The organism is Streptomyces sp. NPDC050145, from assembly GCF_044460245.1.
Taxonomy (GTDB): domain Bacteria; phylum Actinomycetota; class Actinomycetes; order Streptomycetales; family Streptomycetaceae; genus Streptomyces.
Window position 1 is genome coordinate 332,582 of the sequence record NZ_JBITJS010000004.1, and the last position, 19,357, is coordinate 351,938.

Sequence of the window (19,357 nt, forward strand, 5' to 3'; positions counted from 1 at the left end):
CGCGTGATGGTGGCATCCTTGGCCGGTGTTCTCATCCGATCACGTGGGCGCTGTGTTCTTCGACGTCGATGGCACCCTCGTCCCAGGTACGAGTTCGTCGGTCTTTCTGGCTGGCTTCCTTGGCCATCGGGACGAGTTGACCAAGGCCGAGGATGCCTACGCCTCTGATGTCCTGGACAACCGGCAGGTCTCCGAGCTTGATGCCGAGGGCTGGGCGGGGGTTCCCGAAGATCAGGTCTCTGGCTGGCTCGATGGGCTTCCCTTGGTCTCCGGCATCACGGAGACCGTGGCCTGGTGCCGGCAGAACGGGTTGGTGCCCGTGCTGGCAACCCTCGCCTGGTCGCCAGTCGGCAGCTACCTGACTGACCGCTTCGGCTTCCACGCGTTCAGCGGGCCTCGACTGGAGACCGCCGACGGCCGGTTCACGGGCCGGGTCGCCCGTCACTTCGACGAGTACGACAAACGAGATTTCGCCCTTGCCCAGGCGCGAGAGCTGGGACTGGCTCCCCACTCGTGCGGGGCAGTCGGAGACAGCCGCTCCGACCTGCCACTGTTCGCATCTGTCGGGTTGAGCGTGGCGTTCAATGCCTCGGCAGGAGCGCGCGAGGCGGCGACCTGCACGGTGGACGACAACGACCTGCGGGGCGTGCTTCCCGTCTTGACCCGCCTGGTCACAGCCGCTCGGTGATGGCTGCGACCAACACAGTCGCCTCGTAACGAACCGCGAACTTGTCGTACCTCGTGGCCACAGCCCGGTGCCTTTCAAGACGGTTGATGCCGAACTCGACGTCCGATGGCGGCCCAGGCGTGCTCGGCGTCGTGCGGGTGCCTGTCGTCCATCGACGCGCGTCCCCGTCCGTTCGTCGTGCGTGCGGTGTGCGGTCGCACCCGTCGTTCGCGTCCATCGTCTCCGATGCCACGATCGGGTGCGGTCCGCACACCGTCCGTCCGGCGCGAGCCCGACGGCCTCGCGGGGGGCCTAGTAGATCGACTCGACCCACTCCGGGTGGTCGATGAACGGGTTCCGGTTGTGCTGGTAGGTCGTGTAGATGACCTCGTTGCGGTTCTTCTCGAAGGCGTCCGGCGGGTCCTCCGCGCTCCACTTCTTCAGGACGGCGAGCTTGCCGATGTAGGGCGCGCTGCCGTTGTTCACCGACTCGTTGGGCTCCAGGTCGGCGAAGGCGTCGTCGCCCTCGTAGCGCACGGCCATGTAGAGGATCATCCGGGCGACGTCGCCCTTGACGGCGTCGCGCGGCTCGAAGGAGTCCGAGTCGGTGAGGCTGCCGCCGCCGTTCGGCACGGCGCTGCCGCCCTCGTCGAAGTCCTTGTTCCCGCGGATGGAGTTGACCGTCACGTCCTCGGGACGCAGGTGGTGCAGGTCGGTGCCGGGGCCGATGGTGGTGCCGAAGTCGCCGTGGGACTTGGCCCAGACGTGCTCCCGGTTCCAGTTGCCGGTGTTCCCGCCGCTGAGCGACTTGGCGCGGGAGACTCCGCTGTAGATCAGGATCACGTTGTTGCTGTTGTTCGGGTCCTGGTCGGTGGTCTTCAGGGCGTTCCAGACACCGTCGTAGGAGAGCTTGGTCTGGTTCTTGATGATCGTGTGCAGGGCGGCCTCGAGCTGGGGGCCGGTCTTGCCGAGCGCGTCCTGGTAGTAGGTGTCGTCGTAGGCGGTGGAGGCGTTCGCCGTGGCCGCGGTGGTCGTCGGCAGGGTCACTGCGGCGAGCACGGCGGCTGCCGCGAGCGCCAGTGTGCGTACGCGCGTTCCGGGCATGTGGGGTGTCCGTCCGTTCTACGCGGGTTGACTGCGGTCATCCGGAGGGTGACATGAACACGTAGAGAATGGGTGAACGAGACGGGGTGATCGTGTGCAGTCAAAACCACATGTCCGCGGCGATCACAGAGGCGATCACGGCGGCGATCACGGTGCCGCTCGGGCGCCGAATGTTGCGGCGGGATGAAATCGACCGCCCCCCTTGTTGGCCCTTCGGCAGATCAGGACGAGGACCGAGGCAGTGGGAGGCGGCGCGCAGTGGCGCAGGAACGGGGCTGGGCGGGGAGACTCGCGGGATACGCGTGGCGGTATCCCAAGGACGTCGTGCTCGCACTCGGCGCGTCGCTCGGCGGCATGGCCGTCATGGCGCTGGTCCCGCTGATCACCAAGGTCATCATCGACGACGTGGTCGGCGACCACACCCGCTCCATGGGCGTGTGGGCCGGCCTGCTGATCGGCTCGGCCGTCGTCGTCTACGTCCTCACCTACATCCGCCGCTACTACGGCGGCCGGCTCGCCCTCGACGTCCAGCACGACCTGCGCACCGAGATGTACGGGACGATCACCCGGCTCGACGGCCGGCGCCAGGACGAGCTGTCCACCGGTCAGGTCGTCGGCCGCGCCACCAGCGACCTCCAGCTCATCCAGGGCCTGCTGTTCATGCTCCCGATGACGATCGGGAACGTCCTGCTGTTCCTGATCTCCCTCGTGATCATGGCGTCGCTGTCGCTGCCGCTGACCCTCATCGCCCTGGCCGTCGCCCCCGCCCTGTGGTTCATCGCCAAGCGCAGCCGCTCCCGCCTCCACCCCGCCACCTGGTACGCGCAGGCGCAGGCCGCCGCCGTCGCCGGGGTCGTCGACGGCGCCGTCAGCGGCGTCCGCGTCGTGAAGGGCTTCGGGCAGGAGGACCAGGAGACCGGGAAGCTGCGCGAGGTCGGCCGCAAGCTGTTCGCCGGACGGCTGCGCACGATCCGGATGAACGCGAAGTTCACCCCCGCCCTCCAGGCCGTCCCCGCGCTCGGCCAGGTCGCGATGCTGGCCCTCGGCGGCTGGCTCGCCGTGCACGGCCAGATCACCCTCGGCACCTTCGTCGCCTTCTCCAGCTACCTCGCCCAGCTCGTCGGCCCGGTCCGCATGCTCGCCGTCGTCCTCACCGTCGGCCAGCAGGCCCGCGCCGGCGTGGAGCGCGTCCTCGAGCTCATCGACACCGAGCCGTCGATCGAGGACGGCCACAAGGAGCTGCCCGCCGACGCGCCCGCGACCGTCGAGTTCGACGACGTGTCCTTCGGGTACGCCGACGCCGAGCGTAAAGTCCTCGACGGACTCTCCTTCGAGATCCGGGCCGGCGAGACGCTCGCCGTCGTCGGTTCCTCCGGCTCCGGCAAGTCCACCGTCTCGCTGCTGCTGCCCCGCTTCTACGACGTCTCCGGCGGCGCCGTCCTCGTCGGCGGCCACGACGTGCGCGAGCTGACCCAGTCCTCGCTGCGCGCCGCGATCGGCCTCGTCCCCGAGGACTCCTTCCTCTTCTCCGACAGCGTCCGCGCCAACATCGCGTACGGGGCGCCGGACGCCACCGACGAGCAGATCGAGGCGGCGGCGCGCACCGCGCAGGCCGACCGGTTCATCGCCGAACTGCCCGAGGGCTACGACACCAAGGTCGGCGAGCACGGCCTGACCCTCTCCGGCGGCCAGCGCCAGCGCGTCGCCCTCGCCCGCGCCATCCTCACCGACCCCCGCCTGCTGGTCCTCGACGACGCCACGTCCGCCGTGGACGCCCGCGTCGAGCACGAGATCCACGAGGCGCTCGGCCAGGTCATGGCGGGCCGCACCACCCTGCTCATCGCGCACCGTTGCTCCACCCTCGGCCTCGCCGACCGCATCGCCGTCCTCGACGGCGGCCGGCTCGCCGCGATCGGCACCCACGAGGAGCTGGAGGCCGGCTCCGCGCTCTACCGCCGCCTGCTCACCGACCCCGACGAGCTGGGCGGCGTCTCGCCCGGCCACCTCGCCGACCGGGCCGAGGAGGAGCCGGAGGACACCTCCGTACGCGCGGAGCTCGACGCCGAGTACGACGCCGAGCGCGGCGTCACCCCCAGGCTGTGGACGGGCGACCGCGAGCCCAAGGACCTGGCGCTCGCCGGGATGCCCGCCACCCCCGAACTGCTCGCGCAGGTCGAGGCGCTGCCCCCGGCCGCCGACACCCCCGACATCGACGAGGCCCGCGCCGTCACCCCCGAGGACAGCTACGGCCTGCGCCGCCTGCTGCGCGGCTTCGGCGCCCCGCTGCTCATCAGCCTGGCCCTCGTCGCGGTCGACGCCGGGGTCGGCCTGGCGCTGCCCGTCCTGATCCGGCACGGCATCGACGAGGGCGTCACGCAGCTCGCCATCGGCGCGGTGTGGGCGGCGGCCGCGCTCGGCCTGGTCGCCGTGCTCGTCCAGTGGGTCGCGCAGATCGGCGAGACCCGGATGACGGGCCGCACCGGCGAGCGCGTCCTCTACTCGCTGCGCCTGAAGATCTTCGCCCAGCTCCAGCGGCTCGGCCTCGACTACTACGAGCGCGAGCTGACCGGCCGGATCATGACCCGCATGACGACGGACGTCGACGCGCTGTCCACGTTCCTGCAGACCGGCCTGGTCACCGCCTTCGTCTCCGTCGTCACCTTCTTCGGCATCATGGCCGCGCTGCTCGTCATCGACGTCCAGCTGGCCCTCGTCGTGTTCGCGACGCTGCCGCCGCTGATCGTCGGCACGTTCTTCTTCCGCCGCGCCAGCGTCAAGGCGTACGAGCTGGCCCGCGAGCGGGTCTCGGTGGTCAACGCGGACCTCCAGGAGTCTGTCTCCGGACTGCGCATCGTGCAGGCCTTCCGGCGCGAGCGGGACGGCTTCGAGCGCTACGCGGCGGGCAGCGCGAGCTACCGCGAGGCCCGCATCCGCGGCCAGTTCCTGATCTCGGTCTACTTCCCGTTCGTGCAGCTGCTCTCCTCCGTGGCGGTCGCGGCCGTCCTCGTGGTGGGCGCGCACCGCGTCGACGCGACGACCCTCACCACCGGCGCGCTCGTCGCGTACCTGCTCTACATCGACCTGTTCTTCGCCCCGGTCCAGCAGCTCTCCCAGGTCTTCGACGGCTACCAGCAGGCGACCGTCTCGCTGGGCCGCATCCAGGAGCTGCTGCGCGAGCCGACCTCCACCAAGGCGGCCCACGAGCCGCTCGACGTACTGTCGCTGCGCGGCGAGATCGCCTTCGAGGACGTCGACTTCGCGTACGGCACGGACGAGGCGGCGCTCACCGGCGTCGACCTGCGCGTGCCCGCCGGACAGACCGTCGCGTTCGTCGGCGAGACCGGCGCGGGCAAGTCCACGCTGGTCAAGCTCGTCGCCCGGTTCTACGACCCGACCTCGGGCCGCGTCACCGTCGACGGCACCGACCTGCGCGACCTGGACCTGACCGCGTACCGGCACCGGCTCGGCGTCGTCCCGCAGGAGGCGTACCTGTTCCAGGGCACGATCCGCGACGCCATCGCGTACGGGCGGCCCGGCGCGAGCGACGCCGACGTCGAGGCGGCGGCCCGCGCGGTCGGCGCGCACGAGATGATCGCGACGCTCGAAGGCGGCTATCTGCACGAGGTCGCCGAGCGCGGCCGCAACCTGTCGGCCGGTCAGCGGCAGCTGATCGCCCTGGCCCGCGCCGAGCTCGTCGACCCCGACATCCTGCTGCTCGACGAGGCGACCGCCGCCCTCGACCTCGCCACCGAGGCGCAGGTCAACCAGGCGACCGACCGCCTCGCCGGCAAGCGCACCACGCTCGTCGTCGCGCACCGCCTGACGACGGCGGCCCGCGCGGACCGCGTCGTGGTGATGGACGGCGGCCGCGTCGCCGAGGACGGCACCCACGACGAGCTGCTGCGCCTGGGCGGCAAGTACGCCCGCCTGTGGCGCACGTTCATCGGCGAGGACGTCGACGAGGACATCGACGGGGCGGTCGCCGGCGCGTCCTGAAGGAGCGGGTCCTGAGGGAGCGCGTCCTGAAGCCGCCTGTCCTGAAGGAGCGATTCCGCAACCGTCGCCCCTGTGTCCCGCGTCCGTACATCAGTACCCTGGTGCGGACGCGACGGGAGGGGCCGCGGTGGCGAGAGGTGAGGGAGACGGCATACGCGGGGCGCGCCGCGCGGGTACGTACGCGCTGACCGTGCTCGCGGGCGCCGGAATGCTGCTGCTCGGCGGGCCGTTCGCGGGCAGCGCCCAGGCCGCCGCACTGTGCCCCGGGCACCAGGTGCGCAGCCTGTCGTTCGGTACCGGCAAGACCGTCGTCTACCGCAACCGCGACTACGTCTGCGCCGTCACCCTCGCCAAGTCCGCAGGGCCCCGGCGCGGCATGTCGGTCGGCGTCCAGGCGCGCGGCAGCCTGGCCGTCGTCGACCGCGGCGACTACACCCACCACGCCGGTCCGGTCACCGTCCACGCCGGTCACCGCTGCGTCCGCGTGACGGGACACGTAGGCGGCAAATCCACCCGAACCGGCTGGATCCTGTGCTGAGTCGTACCTCATCCGGTCATGACATGATCCTGAGCGAACACCAAATACCTCTGGTGGTGCAGGAATTGCTCCGATAGTTTCCGGGGCGCATCTGTGAATCTCCAGGGGAGGGTGCATGCGCACAGCGCTCAGATGGCTGCTGTCGCTCGTGGTGCTCATCGGCACCGCCAGCGCGGCCGGGATATCGACGGCGACCGCCGCCGAGGAATCCTCGGCAGCAGCCGCCGCCACCGACATCAAGGACAGGCTTCTCGCCGTACCCGGCATGAGCCTGATCGAGGAGAAGCCGTACGCGGGCTACCGCTACTTCGTCCTCAACTACACGCAGCCGGTCGACCACCGGAACCCGAAGGCCGGCACCTTCCAGCAGCGCATCACCGTGCTGCACAAGGACGTCAGCCGCCCGACGGTCATGTTCACCAGCGGCTACAACGTGTCGACGAACCCGTCGCGCAGCGAGCCGACCCGGATCGTCGACGGCAACCAGGTCTCCGTGGAGTACCGCTTCTTCACGCCGTCCCGGCCCCAGCCCGCCGACTGGTCGAAGCTGAACATCTGGCAGGCCGCCAGCGACCAGCACCGCATCTACAAGGCGCTCAAGACGGTCTACGGCCAGAACTGGCTGACCACCGGCGGCTCGAAGGGCGGCATGACCGCCACCTACTACGAGCGCTTCTACCCGCGCGACATGGACGGCGTCGTCGCCTACGTCGCCCCGAACGACGTCGTGAACAAGGAGGACTCGGCCTACGACACCTTCCTCGCGAACGTCGGCCCGAAGGACTGCCGCGTCGCCCTGCAGAAGGTGCAGCGCGAGACGCTGGTGCGCCGTGACACGCTCGAGAAGAAGTACAAGGACTTCCTCGCCGCCAACAACTACACGGTGAACACGGTCGGTTCGCTCGACAAGGCGTACGAGGCGACCGTCCTCGACCTGTTCTGGGGCTTCTGGCAGTACCAGCCCGAGTCCGCCTGCGCCGACGTCCCGGACGCCGCGACCGTCTCCGACGACGACCTGTTCGCGTACGTCGACGAGGTCGGCGGCTGGTCCTCCTACGCCGACCAGGGCCTGACCCAGTACACGCCGTACTACTACCAGGCGGGCACCCAGCTCGGCTCGCCCGACATCAAGCAGCCCTGGGTCGCCGACCTGTCCCGCTACGGCTACCAGCCGCCGCGGAACTTCGTGCCGCGCGACATCTCCATGAAGTTCGAGCCGTCCGCGATGCGTGACGTCGACAGCTGGGTGCGCCACAACGCCACCCGCATGTTGTACGTGTACGGCGACAACGACCCGTGGGGTGCCGAGCCGTTCCGCCTCGGCACGGGCGCGCGCGACTCCTACGTGATGCACGCCCCGCACGCCAACCACGGTGCGAACGTGGCGGCCCTCAAGCCGGCCGACAAGGAGCTCGCCACGGCGCGCATCCTCGACTGGGCGGGCCTGTCCGGCACGACCGCGCTGGCCGCGCATGACACGAAGCTCGACCGTCCCGGTGTTCAGCGCGGGCTGTCCCTGCGGCCGTAGGTCACCGGGCGAGCGCGGCCCGGTGGGGGCGGGCCGCGCAGTTCCCCGCGCCCCTGAAATGCGGACCCTTCGGGTCGCATTTCCCCGATGAGGCGCAGCCTCACCAGGGGCGCGGGGAACTGCGCGAACGGCCCCCACCGGCCCGCAGCCGAACTCCGTCAGTAAGTGAGCCCGAACCCGATCGGGAAGAGTTCCTTCGACGGGTCGTCGGCTCGCTGCACCGGCACGGGCAGCTTGCCCTGTGGTTCGGCGGCGCCGGTCAGCACCCGCACCGCCGCCCGCAGCTCGACGTCGATCCAGGAGTACGCGGCCACATGCGCGGCCGAGACGTCCAGTTGGGCGACGTCGTACGGGTTGCGCGTCGACAGGGTGATCACCGGGACACCGGTCGCGGCGACCGCCTTCACCAGCTTCTGCTGCGCGCTGCCCGCCGTCACGTTGTACGTGCCGATCAGCACCGCGTCCTGGCCCGCCGCCGCGGCGACGGCCTGGTCGATCGCGGCCTGGCTGGGAGCCGTGCCGGTGGCCAGGACCGTGGCGGTGAAGCCGAGTTCGGTGAGGGCGGCGCCCAGCACCGTGGTGGGCGGCCCGTCGCTGAGCGAGGGCGAGGCCGGGTTCGCACCGAGCACCAGGACCTTCTTGTGGGTGCGCCGGTTCAGCGGCAGCAGCCGGTCCTTGTTCACCAGGAGCGTCGTCGTGCGCTCGGCGATCCGGTCGGCCTCCGCCAGATGCTGGTGCGTGCCGACCGTCTTGTCGACCGCGCCCTGGGACACGTACGGGTCGTCGAAGAGCCCCAGCTTGGCCTTGAGCCGCAGGATGCGCAGGATCGACTCGTCGAGCCGCGCCTCCGTCAGCTCCCCGCCCTTCACGGCGTTCAGCACCGCGTTCCACGCGACGGACAGGGACGGCGGGTTGAGCAGCTGGTCCACGCCCGCCTTCAGCGCGAGCACCGGCACCCGCTCGTCGCCGTACTTGGTCCGTACGCCCTGCATGCCGAGCGAGTCCGTGACCACGACCCCGTCGTAGCCGAGCTGCTCGCGCAGGATGCCGGTGAGGATCGGGTGCGAGAGGGTCGCCGGGTCCTCGGCCGGGTCGAGCGCCGGGACCACGATGTGCGCCGTCATGATCGAGTCGATGCCGGCGGCGATCGCCGCCTCGAACGACGGCTTGTCCAGCTTCTCCCACTGCTCGCGCGTGTGATGGATGTACGGCAGCTTGGCGTGCGAGTCGTCCACCGTGTCGCCGTGCCCGGGGAAGTGCTTGGCCGTCGACGCGATGTGCGAGGACTGGTAGCCCTTCACCTGGGCGGCGACCATCCCGGCGACGGCCTTCGGGTCGGCGCCGAAGGAGCGGACGCCGATCACCGGGTTCGCCGGGTTGATGTTGACGTCGGCGTCCGGCGCGTAGTCCTGCCGGATACCGACCGCGCGCAGCTCGGCGCCCGCGATCTGGCCCGCCTTGCGGGCGTCGGCCCGCGAGCCGCCCGCGCCGAGCGCCATCGCGCCCGGGAACAGGGTGGCGGGCTTGCCGACCCGGGCCACTATCCCGTGCTCCTGGTCCGTCGAGATCAGCAACGGGACGCGGGAGTTCTGGGCGAGGCCCGCGGCCTGGATCCCGTTGCTCAGATCGGCGATCTGGTGCGGGTCGCGGACGTTGTGCGCCCACGCGAAGTAGATGATGCCGCCCAGCTTGTACCGGTCGATCATCTCGGCGGCCGTGCGGACGCCGATCTCCTTGAGGTTGGCGTCGATGTCGGCCTGGTCGGGTTCGGTGGCCGAATGACCGTAGACCCGCATCACGAAGAGCTGGCCGACCTTCTCCTCCAGGGACATCCCGGAGATGACCTGCCGGAGGGCCCGGTCGGAACGGGCCCGGTCGTCGTCGGATGGGGTGGACGCCTGGGCGGGTGCGGCGCTCAGGCCTGCGGCGGCGACACCGGCGGTGGCGGTCGCGGCGGCGATCAGCGTACGTCTGGACAGCTGGGGCACGTGCGCTCCTTCCGGAGGGAGGGGCGGTGTGAAGAAAACTTCCGCGCGACACGGATATCGAGAAAGTTTCTGCCAGTCAAGGCACTTGGCGGTTCCCTCCGGGGGGAGGCGGGTGTTCGACCGCGTCTGCCGGGTGCCGGTCCGTCGCGGTCTGCGGGCCGGTGGGGCTTCTCGCGCAGTTCCCCGCGCCCCTGATGAGGCTGCGCCTCATCGGGGAAATGCGACCCGAAGGGTCTGCATTTCAGGGGCGCGGGGAACTGCGCGACCAGCCACGACGGACCCGCACCCGGCGACGAATCCGCACTCGGCAGACGGGAATCCGAACCCCGGCCCTACGCCGACTCGTTCAGGAGGCGGCCCACATAGTCCCGCCCCGCGCCCAACAGTCCCGGGAGCGCCGGGATCCCGTCGTACCAGCGGGCCTCGTACTCCCAGCACAACCACCCGTCCCAGCCGGCCCGACTGAGCACCTCCACACACTCCCCGAGCGGCAACCCCCCTCGCCCGAGCGGCAGCGGCACCGTGTCGCCGTCGCCCGCGATGTCCTTGACCTGCACATACCCCAGGTAGGGCGAGATCGCCGCGTACGTCTCGCCGGGCTGCTCCCCACCCAGCCACGTGTGCATGACGTCCCACAGCACCCCGACACTCCGGTGCCCCGCGGTCCCCACGACCCGGCACGCGTCCGCCCCGGTCCGATGCGAGTCGTGCGTCTCCAGGAGCACGCTCACCCCCCGGTCCGCCGCATGCGCGGCCACCGACCCGAGCCGCCGCGCCGCGGCCGCGTCGGCCACCTCGGCGTCCTGCTCCTCCCCGGCCCCGGGAAAGACCCGCACGTACGAGGCCCCGATGTCCCCGGCGAGATCGACCAGCTCCCGCATCTCCTCGAGCACCGGCTCGTCCTCCCCGGGTGCCGCCACGCGCGCGTATCCGGCGACCCCGAGCACCTCCACGCCCGCGTCGCCGAACGCCGCGGCCACATCGGCCCGTTCCCCGGGCGTGAGCCCGAGATGCACCGGCTCCTCGGGGTGGGCGCGCAGCTCCACCCCGTGATAGCCGTGCTCCGTGGCGAGCGCGAGGACGTTCGGGAGCGGGAGACCAGGGACACCGAGGGTGGAGAACGCCAGCTTCATGGGCCGGACCTTACCCAGTGCCGCCGTCGCGCAACGGCAACCGCCAGTCCTGCCCGGTCAGATCGGCCCCGAACGACCGGTGCGGCTCCTCGCCGGACAGCACGAACCCGTGCCGGCGGTAGAGCGACCGGGCCGCCTCCAGCACGTCGTTCGTCCACAGCACGAGCTCCCGGTACCCGACCCCGCGCGCGAAGTCGACGACGGCCCGCACCAGCCGGTCCCCGATCCCGAGCCCCCGCGCCTCCGGCTCCACGAGCAGCAGCCGCAACCGGGCCGTGCCGGGCGCCGCGTCCCGTACGCACATCACGCAGCCCACGGGCCGCCCGTCCAGCTCGGCGATCCACACCCGTTCCAGATGCGGGTCGTGGTCCTGGGCGAAGTCGGCGACGATCCGGGCGACGAGCCCCTCGTAGTCCGCGTTCCAGCCGAACTCGGCGGCGTACACCGCCCCGTTGCGCGCCACGATCCAGCCGAGATCGCCGGGGCCGGGCTCGCGCAGCAGCACGTTGTCCGGGTGTGGGGCGGCGCGCCCGTCGCCGAGGACCTCCCGCACGGTGCGCAGCGCCTCGGAGAGCCGCTCGCGGTCGCCGGCCGGCACGGTCGCGAGCAGTGAACCGACCGCCTCCCGGGACCGCTCGTCCAGCAGGTCCGCGGCGCCGCGCCCGCGCGCGGTGAGCGTGACCCGCCGCCGCCGCGCGTCGTCCCCCGACGAGGCCCGCTCGACGAGCCCCGCCCGCTCGAACTTCCCGAGGATCCGGCTGAGATACCCCGAGTCGAGCGACAGCCGCTCCCGCAGGTCGGCGGCGTCGACGTGCTCCGTGTGCGCCAGCTCGTACAGCACGCGGGACTCGGTGAGCGTGTACGGGGCGTACAGGTGCCGGCCGTAGTCGAGCGCCCCGATGACATTGGTGTAGAAGCGGTTGAAGGACCGGATGTCCTGCACGGTCATGACGCCACCTCGCGACGTGAATCATTGACTGAGTCAGAGATCGAGGGTTCTGCCAGCGTACGCCGAGGGGTGCGGGGCGTCCATGTGTCCGGCCTGTGTCCGGTGCGGTCGAGGCGCGACCGACCCCTAGACATCCGATCTCTCCTGCGGGCAGGATGCGCACGCCGCCACACTTCAGGGAAGCGCCACCCCCACGCCCCGTGAATGAGCCGATCAATCGGCCGGGAGGTCTCGCCGTGCCCCAGGAACTAGACCCGCACCGACGCAGCGTCCTCAAGCTCGGCGGGGCCCTCGCCCTCGCACCGCTGATCACTCAGCTCACCGGGGGTGCCCCGGCGGGACCGGCCGCCGCCGCCCCCGCGGGCGCCCCCGCGCCCGTCCGGTGGCCGACCCTGTCGCGCGAGGCGCTGACGTACGCGGTCCCCGCCACGGACTGGCAGTCGCAGGCCCTGCCGATCGGGAACGGCCGGCTCGGCGCGATGCTCTTCGCCGACCCCGACGAGGAGCGGATCCAGTTCAACGAGCAGAGCCTGTGGGGCGGCGTCAACGACTACGACAACGCCCTCGCCGGAGAGCCGGACGACTCCTTCGACACGAGCATGACCGGCTTCGGCTCGTACCGGAACTTCGGCGACCTCACCGTCGCCTTCGGCCCCGCGAAGCCGAAGGTCACCGCCCCGGGCGGGCCGTACCGGACCTCCGCGACAGAGGGTGTCGACAAGACGTACGACGGCAGGACGGGCACCAAGTGGTGCATCGACGGGCCGGGCGCGATCGTGCGGTGGCAGGCGGAGCTCCCCGAGCCCGTCGAGGTCACCTCCTACCGGCTGACGAGCGCGAACGACGTGCCCGAGCGCGACCCGCGCGAATGGACGCTCTCCGGCTCCCGCGACGGCGACACCTGGACCGTGCTCGACCGCCGCACGCTGCCGTCCCCCTTCGAGAACCGCGCGCAGACCAAGGAGTTCACCTGCGCCGGCCCCACCGCCGCCCACCGCTTCTACCGCTTCGACTTCGTGCCCACGGCGGGCGTCAGCCACTTCCAGGTCAGCGAGATCGGCCTGTCCGGCGTCGACCTCGGCGCGAACGACAGCCGCGTGTACCTGTCCTCGCCGAGCGGACACTCCGAGGGGTCCGGGGAGGCGGGCGCGACCACGGGCATCTCCGCCTCGGTGGACCGCGACCCGGCCACGGTCTGGCGCGCCGAGTCAGGCGCGGCGCGGGTGGTGTGGCAGGCCGACCTGCCCACCGCCGTCGCCGTCACCTCGTACACCCTGACCGCGGCCCCCGACCGCCCCCAGGACGACCCGCGGCGCTGGGAACTCCAGGGGTCCAAGGACGGGCAGGCCTGGGTCACCCTCGACACACAGAACCCCGGCGCCCCCTTCGCCGACCGAGGCGAGAGCCGGACCTTCCGCCTCACCGACGGCACGGCCTACCGCGCCTACCGGATCGCCTTCACCCCCGGCGCGTCCGCCACCGGCTTCCAGATCGCGGAGATCGCCCTGCAGGGCCAGGGATTCGACACCCGCACACGGCGCACAGTGGTCGACTACGAGCGGGCCCTCGACTTCTCCCGGGGCGTCCACGTCAGCCGCTTCGGAGCCCCGGGACGACGCGTCCTGCGCGAGGCCTTCGCGAGCCGCTCCGCGGACGTCATGGTGTTCCGGTACACATCGGACGACGACCGGGGACTCGCCGGAACGATCTCCCTGGCCTCGGCACAGCAGGACGCCCCGACGACCGCCGACGGCGCCGCCCGCCGGATCGCCTTCCACGGCGCCATGGGCAACGGCCTCCGGCACGCCTGCGCGGTCCGGGTCGTCGACACCGACGGCGAGTTCGACGCCGACGGGACCGTCCTGCGGTTCAAGAACTGCACGCGTCTGACCCTGCTGCTCGACGCGCGCACCGACTACCGGCTCGACGCCGCCGCCGGATGGCGCGGAGCCGACCCCGGGCCGGCCGTCGCCGCGGCGCTCGACAAGGCGGCCACCCGCTCCTACGACGCACTCCGCGACGAACACACCGCCGCCACCCGGGCGTTGACGTCCCGTGTCTCCGTCGACTGGGGCACTACGGGCGACGCCGTCCTCGCCCTGCCGACCGACGCCCGGCTCGCCCGCTACGCGGCAGGCGGCGAGGACCCCACCCTCGAACAGACGATGTTCCACCTCAGCCGGTACCTGCTGATCAGCTCCTCGCGCCCCGGCGGCCTGCCCGCCAACCTCCAGGGCCTGTGGAACGACAGCAACTCCCCGGCCTGGGCCTCCGACTACCACACCAACATCAACATCCAGATGAACTACTGGGGAGCCGAGACGACGAACCTGCCCGAATGCCACGAGGCACTCGTCGGCTTCGTGAAGCAGGTCGCCGTGCCCAGCCGCGTCGCGACCCGGAACGCCTTCGGCAAGGACACGCGCGGCTGGACCGCCCGCACCAGCCAGAGCGTCTTCGGCGGCAACGCGTGGGAGTGGAACACCGTCGCGAGCGCCTGGTACGCCCAACACCTCTACGAACACTGGGCGTTCACCCAGGACCTGACCTACCTCCGCAGGACCGCCTACCCGATGATCAAGGAGATCTGCACGTTCTGGGAGGACCGGCTCAAGGAGCGCGAGGACGGCCTCCTCGTCTCGCCGGACGGCTGGTCCCCCGAGCACGGGCCGCGCGAGGACGGCGTCATGTACGACCAGCAGATCATCTGGGACCTGTTCCAGAACTACCTGGACTGCGAGGCGGCGCTCGACGCGGACCCCGCCTACCGGGCGAGGATCAAGGACCTGCAGGCACGCCTCGCGCCGAACAAGATCGGCCGATGGGGCCAACTCCAGGAGTGGCAGGAGGACATCGACAGCCCCACCGACATCCACCGCCACACCTCACACCTCTTCGCCGTCTACCCGGGCCGCCAGATCACCCCGAAGAACGCCGACCTCGCGGCCGCCGCCCTCGTCTCGCTCAAGGCACGGTGCGGAGAGAAGGAAGGCGTCCCCTTCACCGCCGCGACCGTGTCGGGCGACAGCCGCCGCTCCTGGACCTGGCCCTGGCGGGCGGCCCTCTTCGCCCGCCTCGGCGACGGCCACCGCGCCCGGATCATGCTGCGCGGCCTGCTCACGTACAACACGCTGCCGAACCTGTTCTGCAACCACCCGCCCTTCCAGATGGACGGCAACTTCGGCATCGCGGGCGCCGTCGCGGAGATGCTCCTCCAGAGCCACGACGGCACCGTCCACCTGCTGCCCGCCCTCCCCGACGCGTGGAAGGCCGAGGGATCCTTCACCGGGCTCCGGGCCCGGGGCGGCTACGAGGTCAGCTGCGCATGGCGCGACGGGAAGGTCACGTCCTACGAGATCGTCGCCGACCGGGCCCGCGACCAGGGCCCCGTCACGGTCCGAGTGAACGGCACCGAGAAGAAGGTGAAGCCCGTCAAGCCCTGACCGACCGGTCTCCGCCCGACCCGGGCCCGTGCTGCTGCCCGCGAACGAGCCCCAGCAGCACGGCGTGCGTCTCCGTGTCGGCCGCCACGACCAGCCCGTCCGGCCCGCTCAGGACCGGCTCCCCGCGCAGGCCCGTCACGACACAGCCGGCCGCGCGGCACAGGGCGATCCCGGCGGCGAAGTGGACGCTGCCGCGGAGGTCGCCGTCCGTGACGTACGCGGCCCGGCGCCCGGCCGCGACCCAGGCGACGGCGAGGGTCGTGGAGACGACGCGGGGGCGGAAGCGCTCGGCGAAACCGGGGGCGGCGAGGAGGCGGGCCGCGCTGAAGTCCGGGGCGTTGGGGAACGGCGGATCGAGGTTGACGTCCACGAGACGGGAGGCGGCGGAGGGGGCGAGCAGGTGGTCGGCGCCGGCCGCGTCCCGGAGCCAGGCCCCGCTTGCGTCGCCGCTTCCGTCGCCGTCCGTCCAGAAGACCTCCTCGTTGAAGGGGTCGGCGGTGGCGGCCGCGGTCGTCGAACCATCCACCTGGAGCGCGACGTTGACGCCGACCAGCATGGTGCGGACGGCGTAGTTGAGCGTCCCGCACAAGGGGTCCACCAGCCAGCGCCGCGCGGCGCCCTCGGCCCCGCCACGCCCGCTCTCCTCGCCCGTCACGGCGTCCCCGGGCCGGGCCCGCCGCAACACGTCGAGGATGGCCTCCTCGGCCGCGAGATCCGCGGCGGTGGCGAAGTCGCCGCCGCCCTTGTCGACCCGGGCGAGCGAGGTCCCGTACATCGCGCGGACGACGGCGGCGCCGGACAGGGCGGCCTGGACGGCGAGTTGGGCGTCGTGCGAGGGGCTCGGAGCAGGCGTGTCCATGATCGGCATGACGGGAGAATAGAGGCGACGCCCGAGGAGCGGGCTCCGTAAGATCACGAACATGCCGTTGCGACCGATGCAGGTGAACATCAAGGCCGTCGATCACCTCGCGGTCGGCCGGTTCTGGGCGCAGGCGCTGGGCTGGGACGCCGTGAGCGCCGGGCCCGGCGGGACGGCCGTACAGCCGCCCGGATTCGACTGGCGCGCCCCGGGCACGGCCGTGGCCCTCGACGTCATCGCCGTACCGGACCCGAAGCAGGCCGCGAAGAACCGCGTGCACCTCGACCTCGCCACCACCTCGCCCGCCCACCAGGCGGGCCTGATCGCCCGCCTGAAGTCCCTCGGCGCGACACCCGTCGACGTGGGCCAGGGCGACGACGTCCCCTGGACGGTCCTCGCCGATCCGGAGGGCAACGAGTTCTGTGTGCTGGAGCCGCGCGAGACCTACCGCGACAGCGGCCCCCTCGCGGCCGTCGTCGTCGACTGCGCGGACCCGCACGCCATGTCCCGCTTCTGGGGCGAGGCGATCGACTGGACGGTCGTCGAGACGACCGACGACGTGGCCCGCCTCCGCTCACCGCAGGGAACCGGCCCGTACCTCGAACTCCTCCGCACACCAGGCCCGCCGACCGCCGTCCCCGCCCGCCGCATCCACCTCGACCTGCTGCCGTACCCCGGCGACGACCAGGCGGCCGAGACGCACCGGCTCCGCGCCCTCGGCGCCACCGACCTCGACCTCGGCCAGGGCCCCGACGCGTCGTGGACCGTGCTCGCCGACCCCGAGGACCACGAGTTCTGCGTCCTGTCCCTGACCTGAACCCGCCACCGGAACGACCCAAGGAACCGCGATGAGCAGCACCCGCCGCATCACCCTCACCGACCGCGACATCACCCTGAACTGCGCCGAGTTCGGCCCCGCCGACGGCACCCCCGTCGTCCTGGTCCACGGCCACCCGTTCAACCACACACTCTGGGCCCCGCAGGCCCACGCCCTCGCCGCCGCCGGCCACCGCGTCATCACCCCCGACCTGCGCGGCTACGGGGACAGCGACGTGACCCCCGGACAGGTCTTCCTCTCCGACTTCGCCGACGACATCGCGGCGCTCCTCGACCACCTGGGCATCGATCGCACCGTGATCGGCGGCGTCTCCATGGGCGGCCAGATCTGCATGGACTTCCACCGCCGCCACCCGGACCGGGTCCGCGCCCTCGTCCTCTCCGACACGTCCTACGGCGCCGAGACCCCCGAGGGCAAGGCCTTCCGCAACGCCCTGGCCGACCGCCTCCTCGCCGAGGGCATGGCCGGCTACGCGGACGAGGTCATCGACAAGATGCTCGCCGCGTACAACGTGACCGCGCTCTCCGACGTGGCCGCGCAGGTCCTCGGCATGATGCGCGCCACGGACCCGCGCGGCGCGGCGGCGGCCCTGCGCGGCCGGGCCGAACGCCCCGACTACGGCGACACGCTGGCCTCGGTCACGGTCCCGACCCTGATCGTGGTCGGCGCGGACGACGTCTACACGCCGGTCTCCGACGCGCGCTCCATCGCGACCCTGATCCCGCACGCCCACCTCACGGTCGTGGAAAAGGCGGGCCACCTCCCGAGCGCGGAACAGCCCGCCGCCTTCGACGAGGCGCTGCTCGGGTTCCTCAAGGGGATCGGCTGAACGGGCCGGCTGAGACTCAGCGGTCCTTCGGGCCGTACAGGGCCGTCGGGTTCCCGGTCTGAAGGGCCCAGTAGCGGTCGCCGTACGACCAGTGCCACCACTCCGTGGGGTAGTTGACCAGGCCCGCTCCGGTGAGCGCGGCGCCGAGGGTGCGGCGGTGGGCGCGGGCCTCGGGGCTGATGCCGGGGGCCTCGGTGTAGCAGGCGCCCGCGCTCTCCTCGGGGCTCGCGTTCATACGCGTCCCCAGGTCGAGTTCGCGTCCGTCGGCGTCGGCCAGGGTGAGGTCGACGGCGGCGCCCGCGCTGTGCGGGGCGATCTCGGGGGGTGACACGTAGCGGCTGGCGGCGGTGCGGATGCGGTCCTCGGGCCAGTCGGGGTGCTCGGCGCGCAGCTCGTCGGCGTACTCCTCGAAGTAACTCCGCTGGAGGGCCGGAGGCCGGTAACCCTCGACGAAGAGGAGGCGCAGGCCCGGCGGCAGCGCGGCCTGAGCCTTCAGCAGCCGCTCCAGCACGCCCCGTCGCAGGTGAGCGAAGGCGTCCGCCGGGTCCTGCTTGCGCGGGTCGACCAGCAGCGATCCGTCGAGCCGTACGTCCACGAGGGGCTCGCCGCAATCCTGCACGGGTATCGCGGCGACCCTCGGGTCGGACATCAGGGTGATCTCGTCCATGCGGTGATCATCCCCCGGGCCCGGAGCACCGGAAAAGCGAGTGCGCGCGGGCGGTTGGCTTGGGAGGCTGCGCGGATGACTCCTGAGATGATCTCGAACCTCGCCCACACCCGTCACCCGATCAAGTCGCCGCTGGGCGACGACTCCGTACGGCATCTGCTCGACCGGGTGCTGCCCGGGGACGGCGGCCGGGTGCTCGATCTGGGGTGCGGGACGGCGGAGTGGCTGCTGCGGGCGCTGGAGACGCGGCCGGGGCTGCGGGCCGTGGGGGTGGACCTGTCCGAGAAGTCGCTGGAGATCGCGCGGGCGGCGGCCGAGGCGCGCGGAGTGGCGGACCGGCTGGAGCTGCACTGTCAGAAGGCCGAGGAGTACACCTCGCAGGAGCCGTTCGACGCGGTGCTGAGCGTCGGTTCGGCGCATGCGTTCGGCGGGCTGCTGCCCACGCTCGAAGGGGCCCGCGCCCGCCTCGCCCCGACGGGCAGCGTGCTGATCGGCGACGGCTACTGGCTGAGGGAGCCGACCCCGGAAGCGGTCGAGGTGCTCGGCGAGTTCACGGATCTGGCGTCGATGGTGGACCGGGTCGTGGGCGACGGCTGGGTGCCGGTGGAGGGGCACGCGAGCACGCGCCAGGAGCTGGACGCCTACGAGTGGTCGCTGTGGGGGATGCTCGCCGAGTGGGCCCTCGACCACCCCGACCACGAGGACAGCGCCGAGGTCCTGGCCTGGTCCCAGGCGCGCCGCGACGAGTGGCTGCACGCCTACCGGGACAGCTTCGGCTTCCTGACCCTCGTCCTGCGCCGCACGCCCTCCCTGTAGAA

14 protein-coding genes are annotated in these 19,357 nt (G+C 71.8%); 8 read left to right on the top strand and 6 right to left on the bottom strand.

Going from position 1 to position 19,357, the window contains the following annotated elements:
* Nucleotides 1–25: 25 nt before the first annotated feature.
* Complete coding sequence (locus ACIBTU_RS10830) at nt 26–688, top strand: HAD family hydrolase (RefSeq protein ID WP_399125660.1); 663 nt, start codon at nt 26–28, stop codon at nt 686–688.
* Between the two features lie 291 nt (nt 689–979).
* Here the strand turns inward: ACIBTU_RS10830 and ACIBTU_RS10835 are convergent, their stop codons facing one another.
* Entirely contained in the window at nt 980–1,771 is a 792-nt protein-coding gene (locus tag ACIBTU_RS10835; RefSeq protein WP_399125661.1) for an endonuclease I family protein, read from the bottom strand.
* 258 nt (nt 1,772–2,029) lie between these two features.
* On the opposite strand from ACIBTU_RS10835, the gene ACIBTU_RS10840 reads away from it, so the two are divergent.
* The 3 genes from ACIBTU_RS10840 to ACIBTU_RS10850 all read left to right on the top strand — a co-directional run bounded on the left by ACIBTU_RS10840 (nt 2,030) and on the right by ACIBTU_RS10850 (nt 7,833).
* Complete coding sequence (locus ACIBTU_RS10840) at nt 2,030–5,767, top strand: ABC transporter ATP-binding protein (protein ID WP_399125662.1); 3,738 nt, start codon at nt 2,030–2,032, stop codon at nt 5,765–5,767.
* A gap of 127 nt (nt 5,768–5,894) precedes the next feature.
* Nucleotides 5,895–6,305, top strand: coding sequence for a hypothetical protein (locus ACIBTU_RS10845; protein WP_399125663.1), 411 nt, complete (start codon nt 5,895–5,897; stop codon nt 6,303–6,305).
* A gap of 115 nt (nt 6,306–6,420) precedes the next feature.
* On the top strand, nt 6,421–7,833 hold the full coding sequence (locus tag ACIBTU_RS10850; protein ID WP_399125664.1) for a S28 family serine protease: 1,413 nt from the start codon (nt 6,421–6,423) through the stop codon (nt 7,831–7,833).
* 158 nt (nt 7,834–7,991) lie between these two features.
* Here ACIBTU_RS10850 and ACIBTU_RS10855 read toward each other — a convergent pair whose 3' ends face one another.
* The 3 genes from ACIBTU_RS10855 to ACIBTU_RS10865 all read right to left on the bottom strand — a co-directional run bounded on the left by ACIBTU_RS10855 (nt 7,992) and on the right by ACIBTU_RS10865 (nt 11,903).
* Nucleotides 7,992–9,821 carry a glycoside hydrolase family 3 protein gene (locus ACIBTU_RS10855; RefSeq protein ID WP_399125665.1) on the bottom strand — a complete coding sequence of 610 codons (1,830 nt, stop codon included), beginning with the start codon at nt 9,819–9,821 and terminating at the stop codon, nt 7,992–7,994.
* A 332-nt stretch (nt 9,822–10,153) separates the two neighbouring features.
* Complete coding sequence (locus ACIBTU_RS10860) at nt 10,154–10,954, bottom strand: sugar phosphate isomerase/epimerase family protein (protein WP_399125666.1); 801 nt, start codon at nt 10,952–10,954, stop codon at nt 10,154–10,156.
* A 10-nt stretch (nt 10,955–10,964) separates the two neighbouring features.
* A complete protein-coding gene (locus tag ACIBTU_RS10865; protein WP_399125667.1) occupies nt 10,965–11,903 on the bottom strand; it encodes a GNAT family N-acetyltransferase in 939 nt (312 codons plus the stop codon).
* Between the two features lie 236 nt (nt 11,904–12,139).
* On the opposite strand from ACIBTU_RS10865, the gene ACIBTU_RS10870 reads away from it, so the two are divergent.
* Complete coding sequence (locus ACIBTU_RS10870; protein ID WP_399125668.1) at nt 12,140–15,346, top strand: glycosyl hydrolase family 95 catalytic domain-containing protein; 3,207 nt, start codon at nt 12,140–12,142, stop codon at nt 15,344–15,346.
* On the opposite strand, the gene ACIBTU_RS10875 is transcribed toward ACIBTU_RS10870, so the two are convergent.
* On the bottom strand, nt 15,336–16,214 hold the full coding sequence (locus tag ACIBTU_RS10875) for an inositol monophosphatase family protein (protein ID WP_399125669.1): 879 nt from the start codon (nt 16,212–16,214) through the stop codon (nt 15,336–15,338). The two genes, ACIBTU_RS10870 and ACIBTU_RS10875, sit on opposite strands and share 11 nt — an antisense overlap.
* A gap of 52 nt (nt 16,215–16,266) precedes the next feature.
* Between ACIBTU_RS10875 and ACIBTU_RS10880 the strand changes: the two genes are divergently transcribed.
* Both ACIBTU_RS10880 and ACIBTU_RS10885 read left to right on the top strand, forming a co-directional pair.
* On the top strand, nt 16,267–17,022 hold the full coding sequence (locus ACIBTU_RS10880; RefSeq protein ID WP_399125670.1) for a VOC family protein: 756 nt from the start codon (nt 16,267–16,269) through the stop codon (nt 17,020–17,022).
* Between the two features lie 31 nt (nt 17,023–17,053).
* Nucleotides 17,054–17,872, top strand: a complete 819-nt coding sequence (locus ACIBTU_RS10885) for an alpha/beta fold hydrolase (protein ID WP_399125671.1) — start codon at nt 17,054–17,056, stop codon at nt 17,870–17,872.
* Between the two features lie 16 nt (nt 17,873–17,888).
* Here the strand turns inward: ACIBTU_RS10885 and ACIBTU_RS10890 are convergent, their stop codons facing one another.
* The gene (locus ACIBTU_RS10890) at nt 17,889–18,539 is read right to left on the bottom strand and encodes a M15 family metallopeptidase (RefSeq protein WP_399125673.1); all 651 of its coding nucleotides are present in this window, start codon (nt 18,537–18,539) and stop codon (nt 17,889–17,891) included.
* A gap of 75 nt (nt 18,540–18,614) precedes the next feature.
* On the opposite strand from ACIBTU_RS10890, the gene ACIBTU_RS10895 reads away from it, so the two are divergent.
* Nucleotides 18,615–19,355 (top strand): SAM-dependent methyltransferase, encoded by a 741-nt coding sequence (locus tag ACIBTU_RS10895; protein WP_399125675.1) that lies wholly within the window; start codon nt 18,615–18,617, stop codon nt 19,353–19,355.
* The last annotated feature ends 2 nt before the right edge of the window (nt 19,356–19,357 follow it).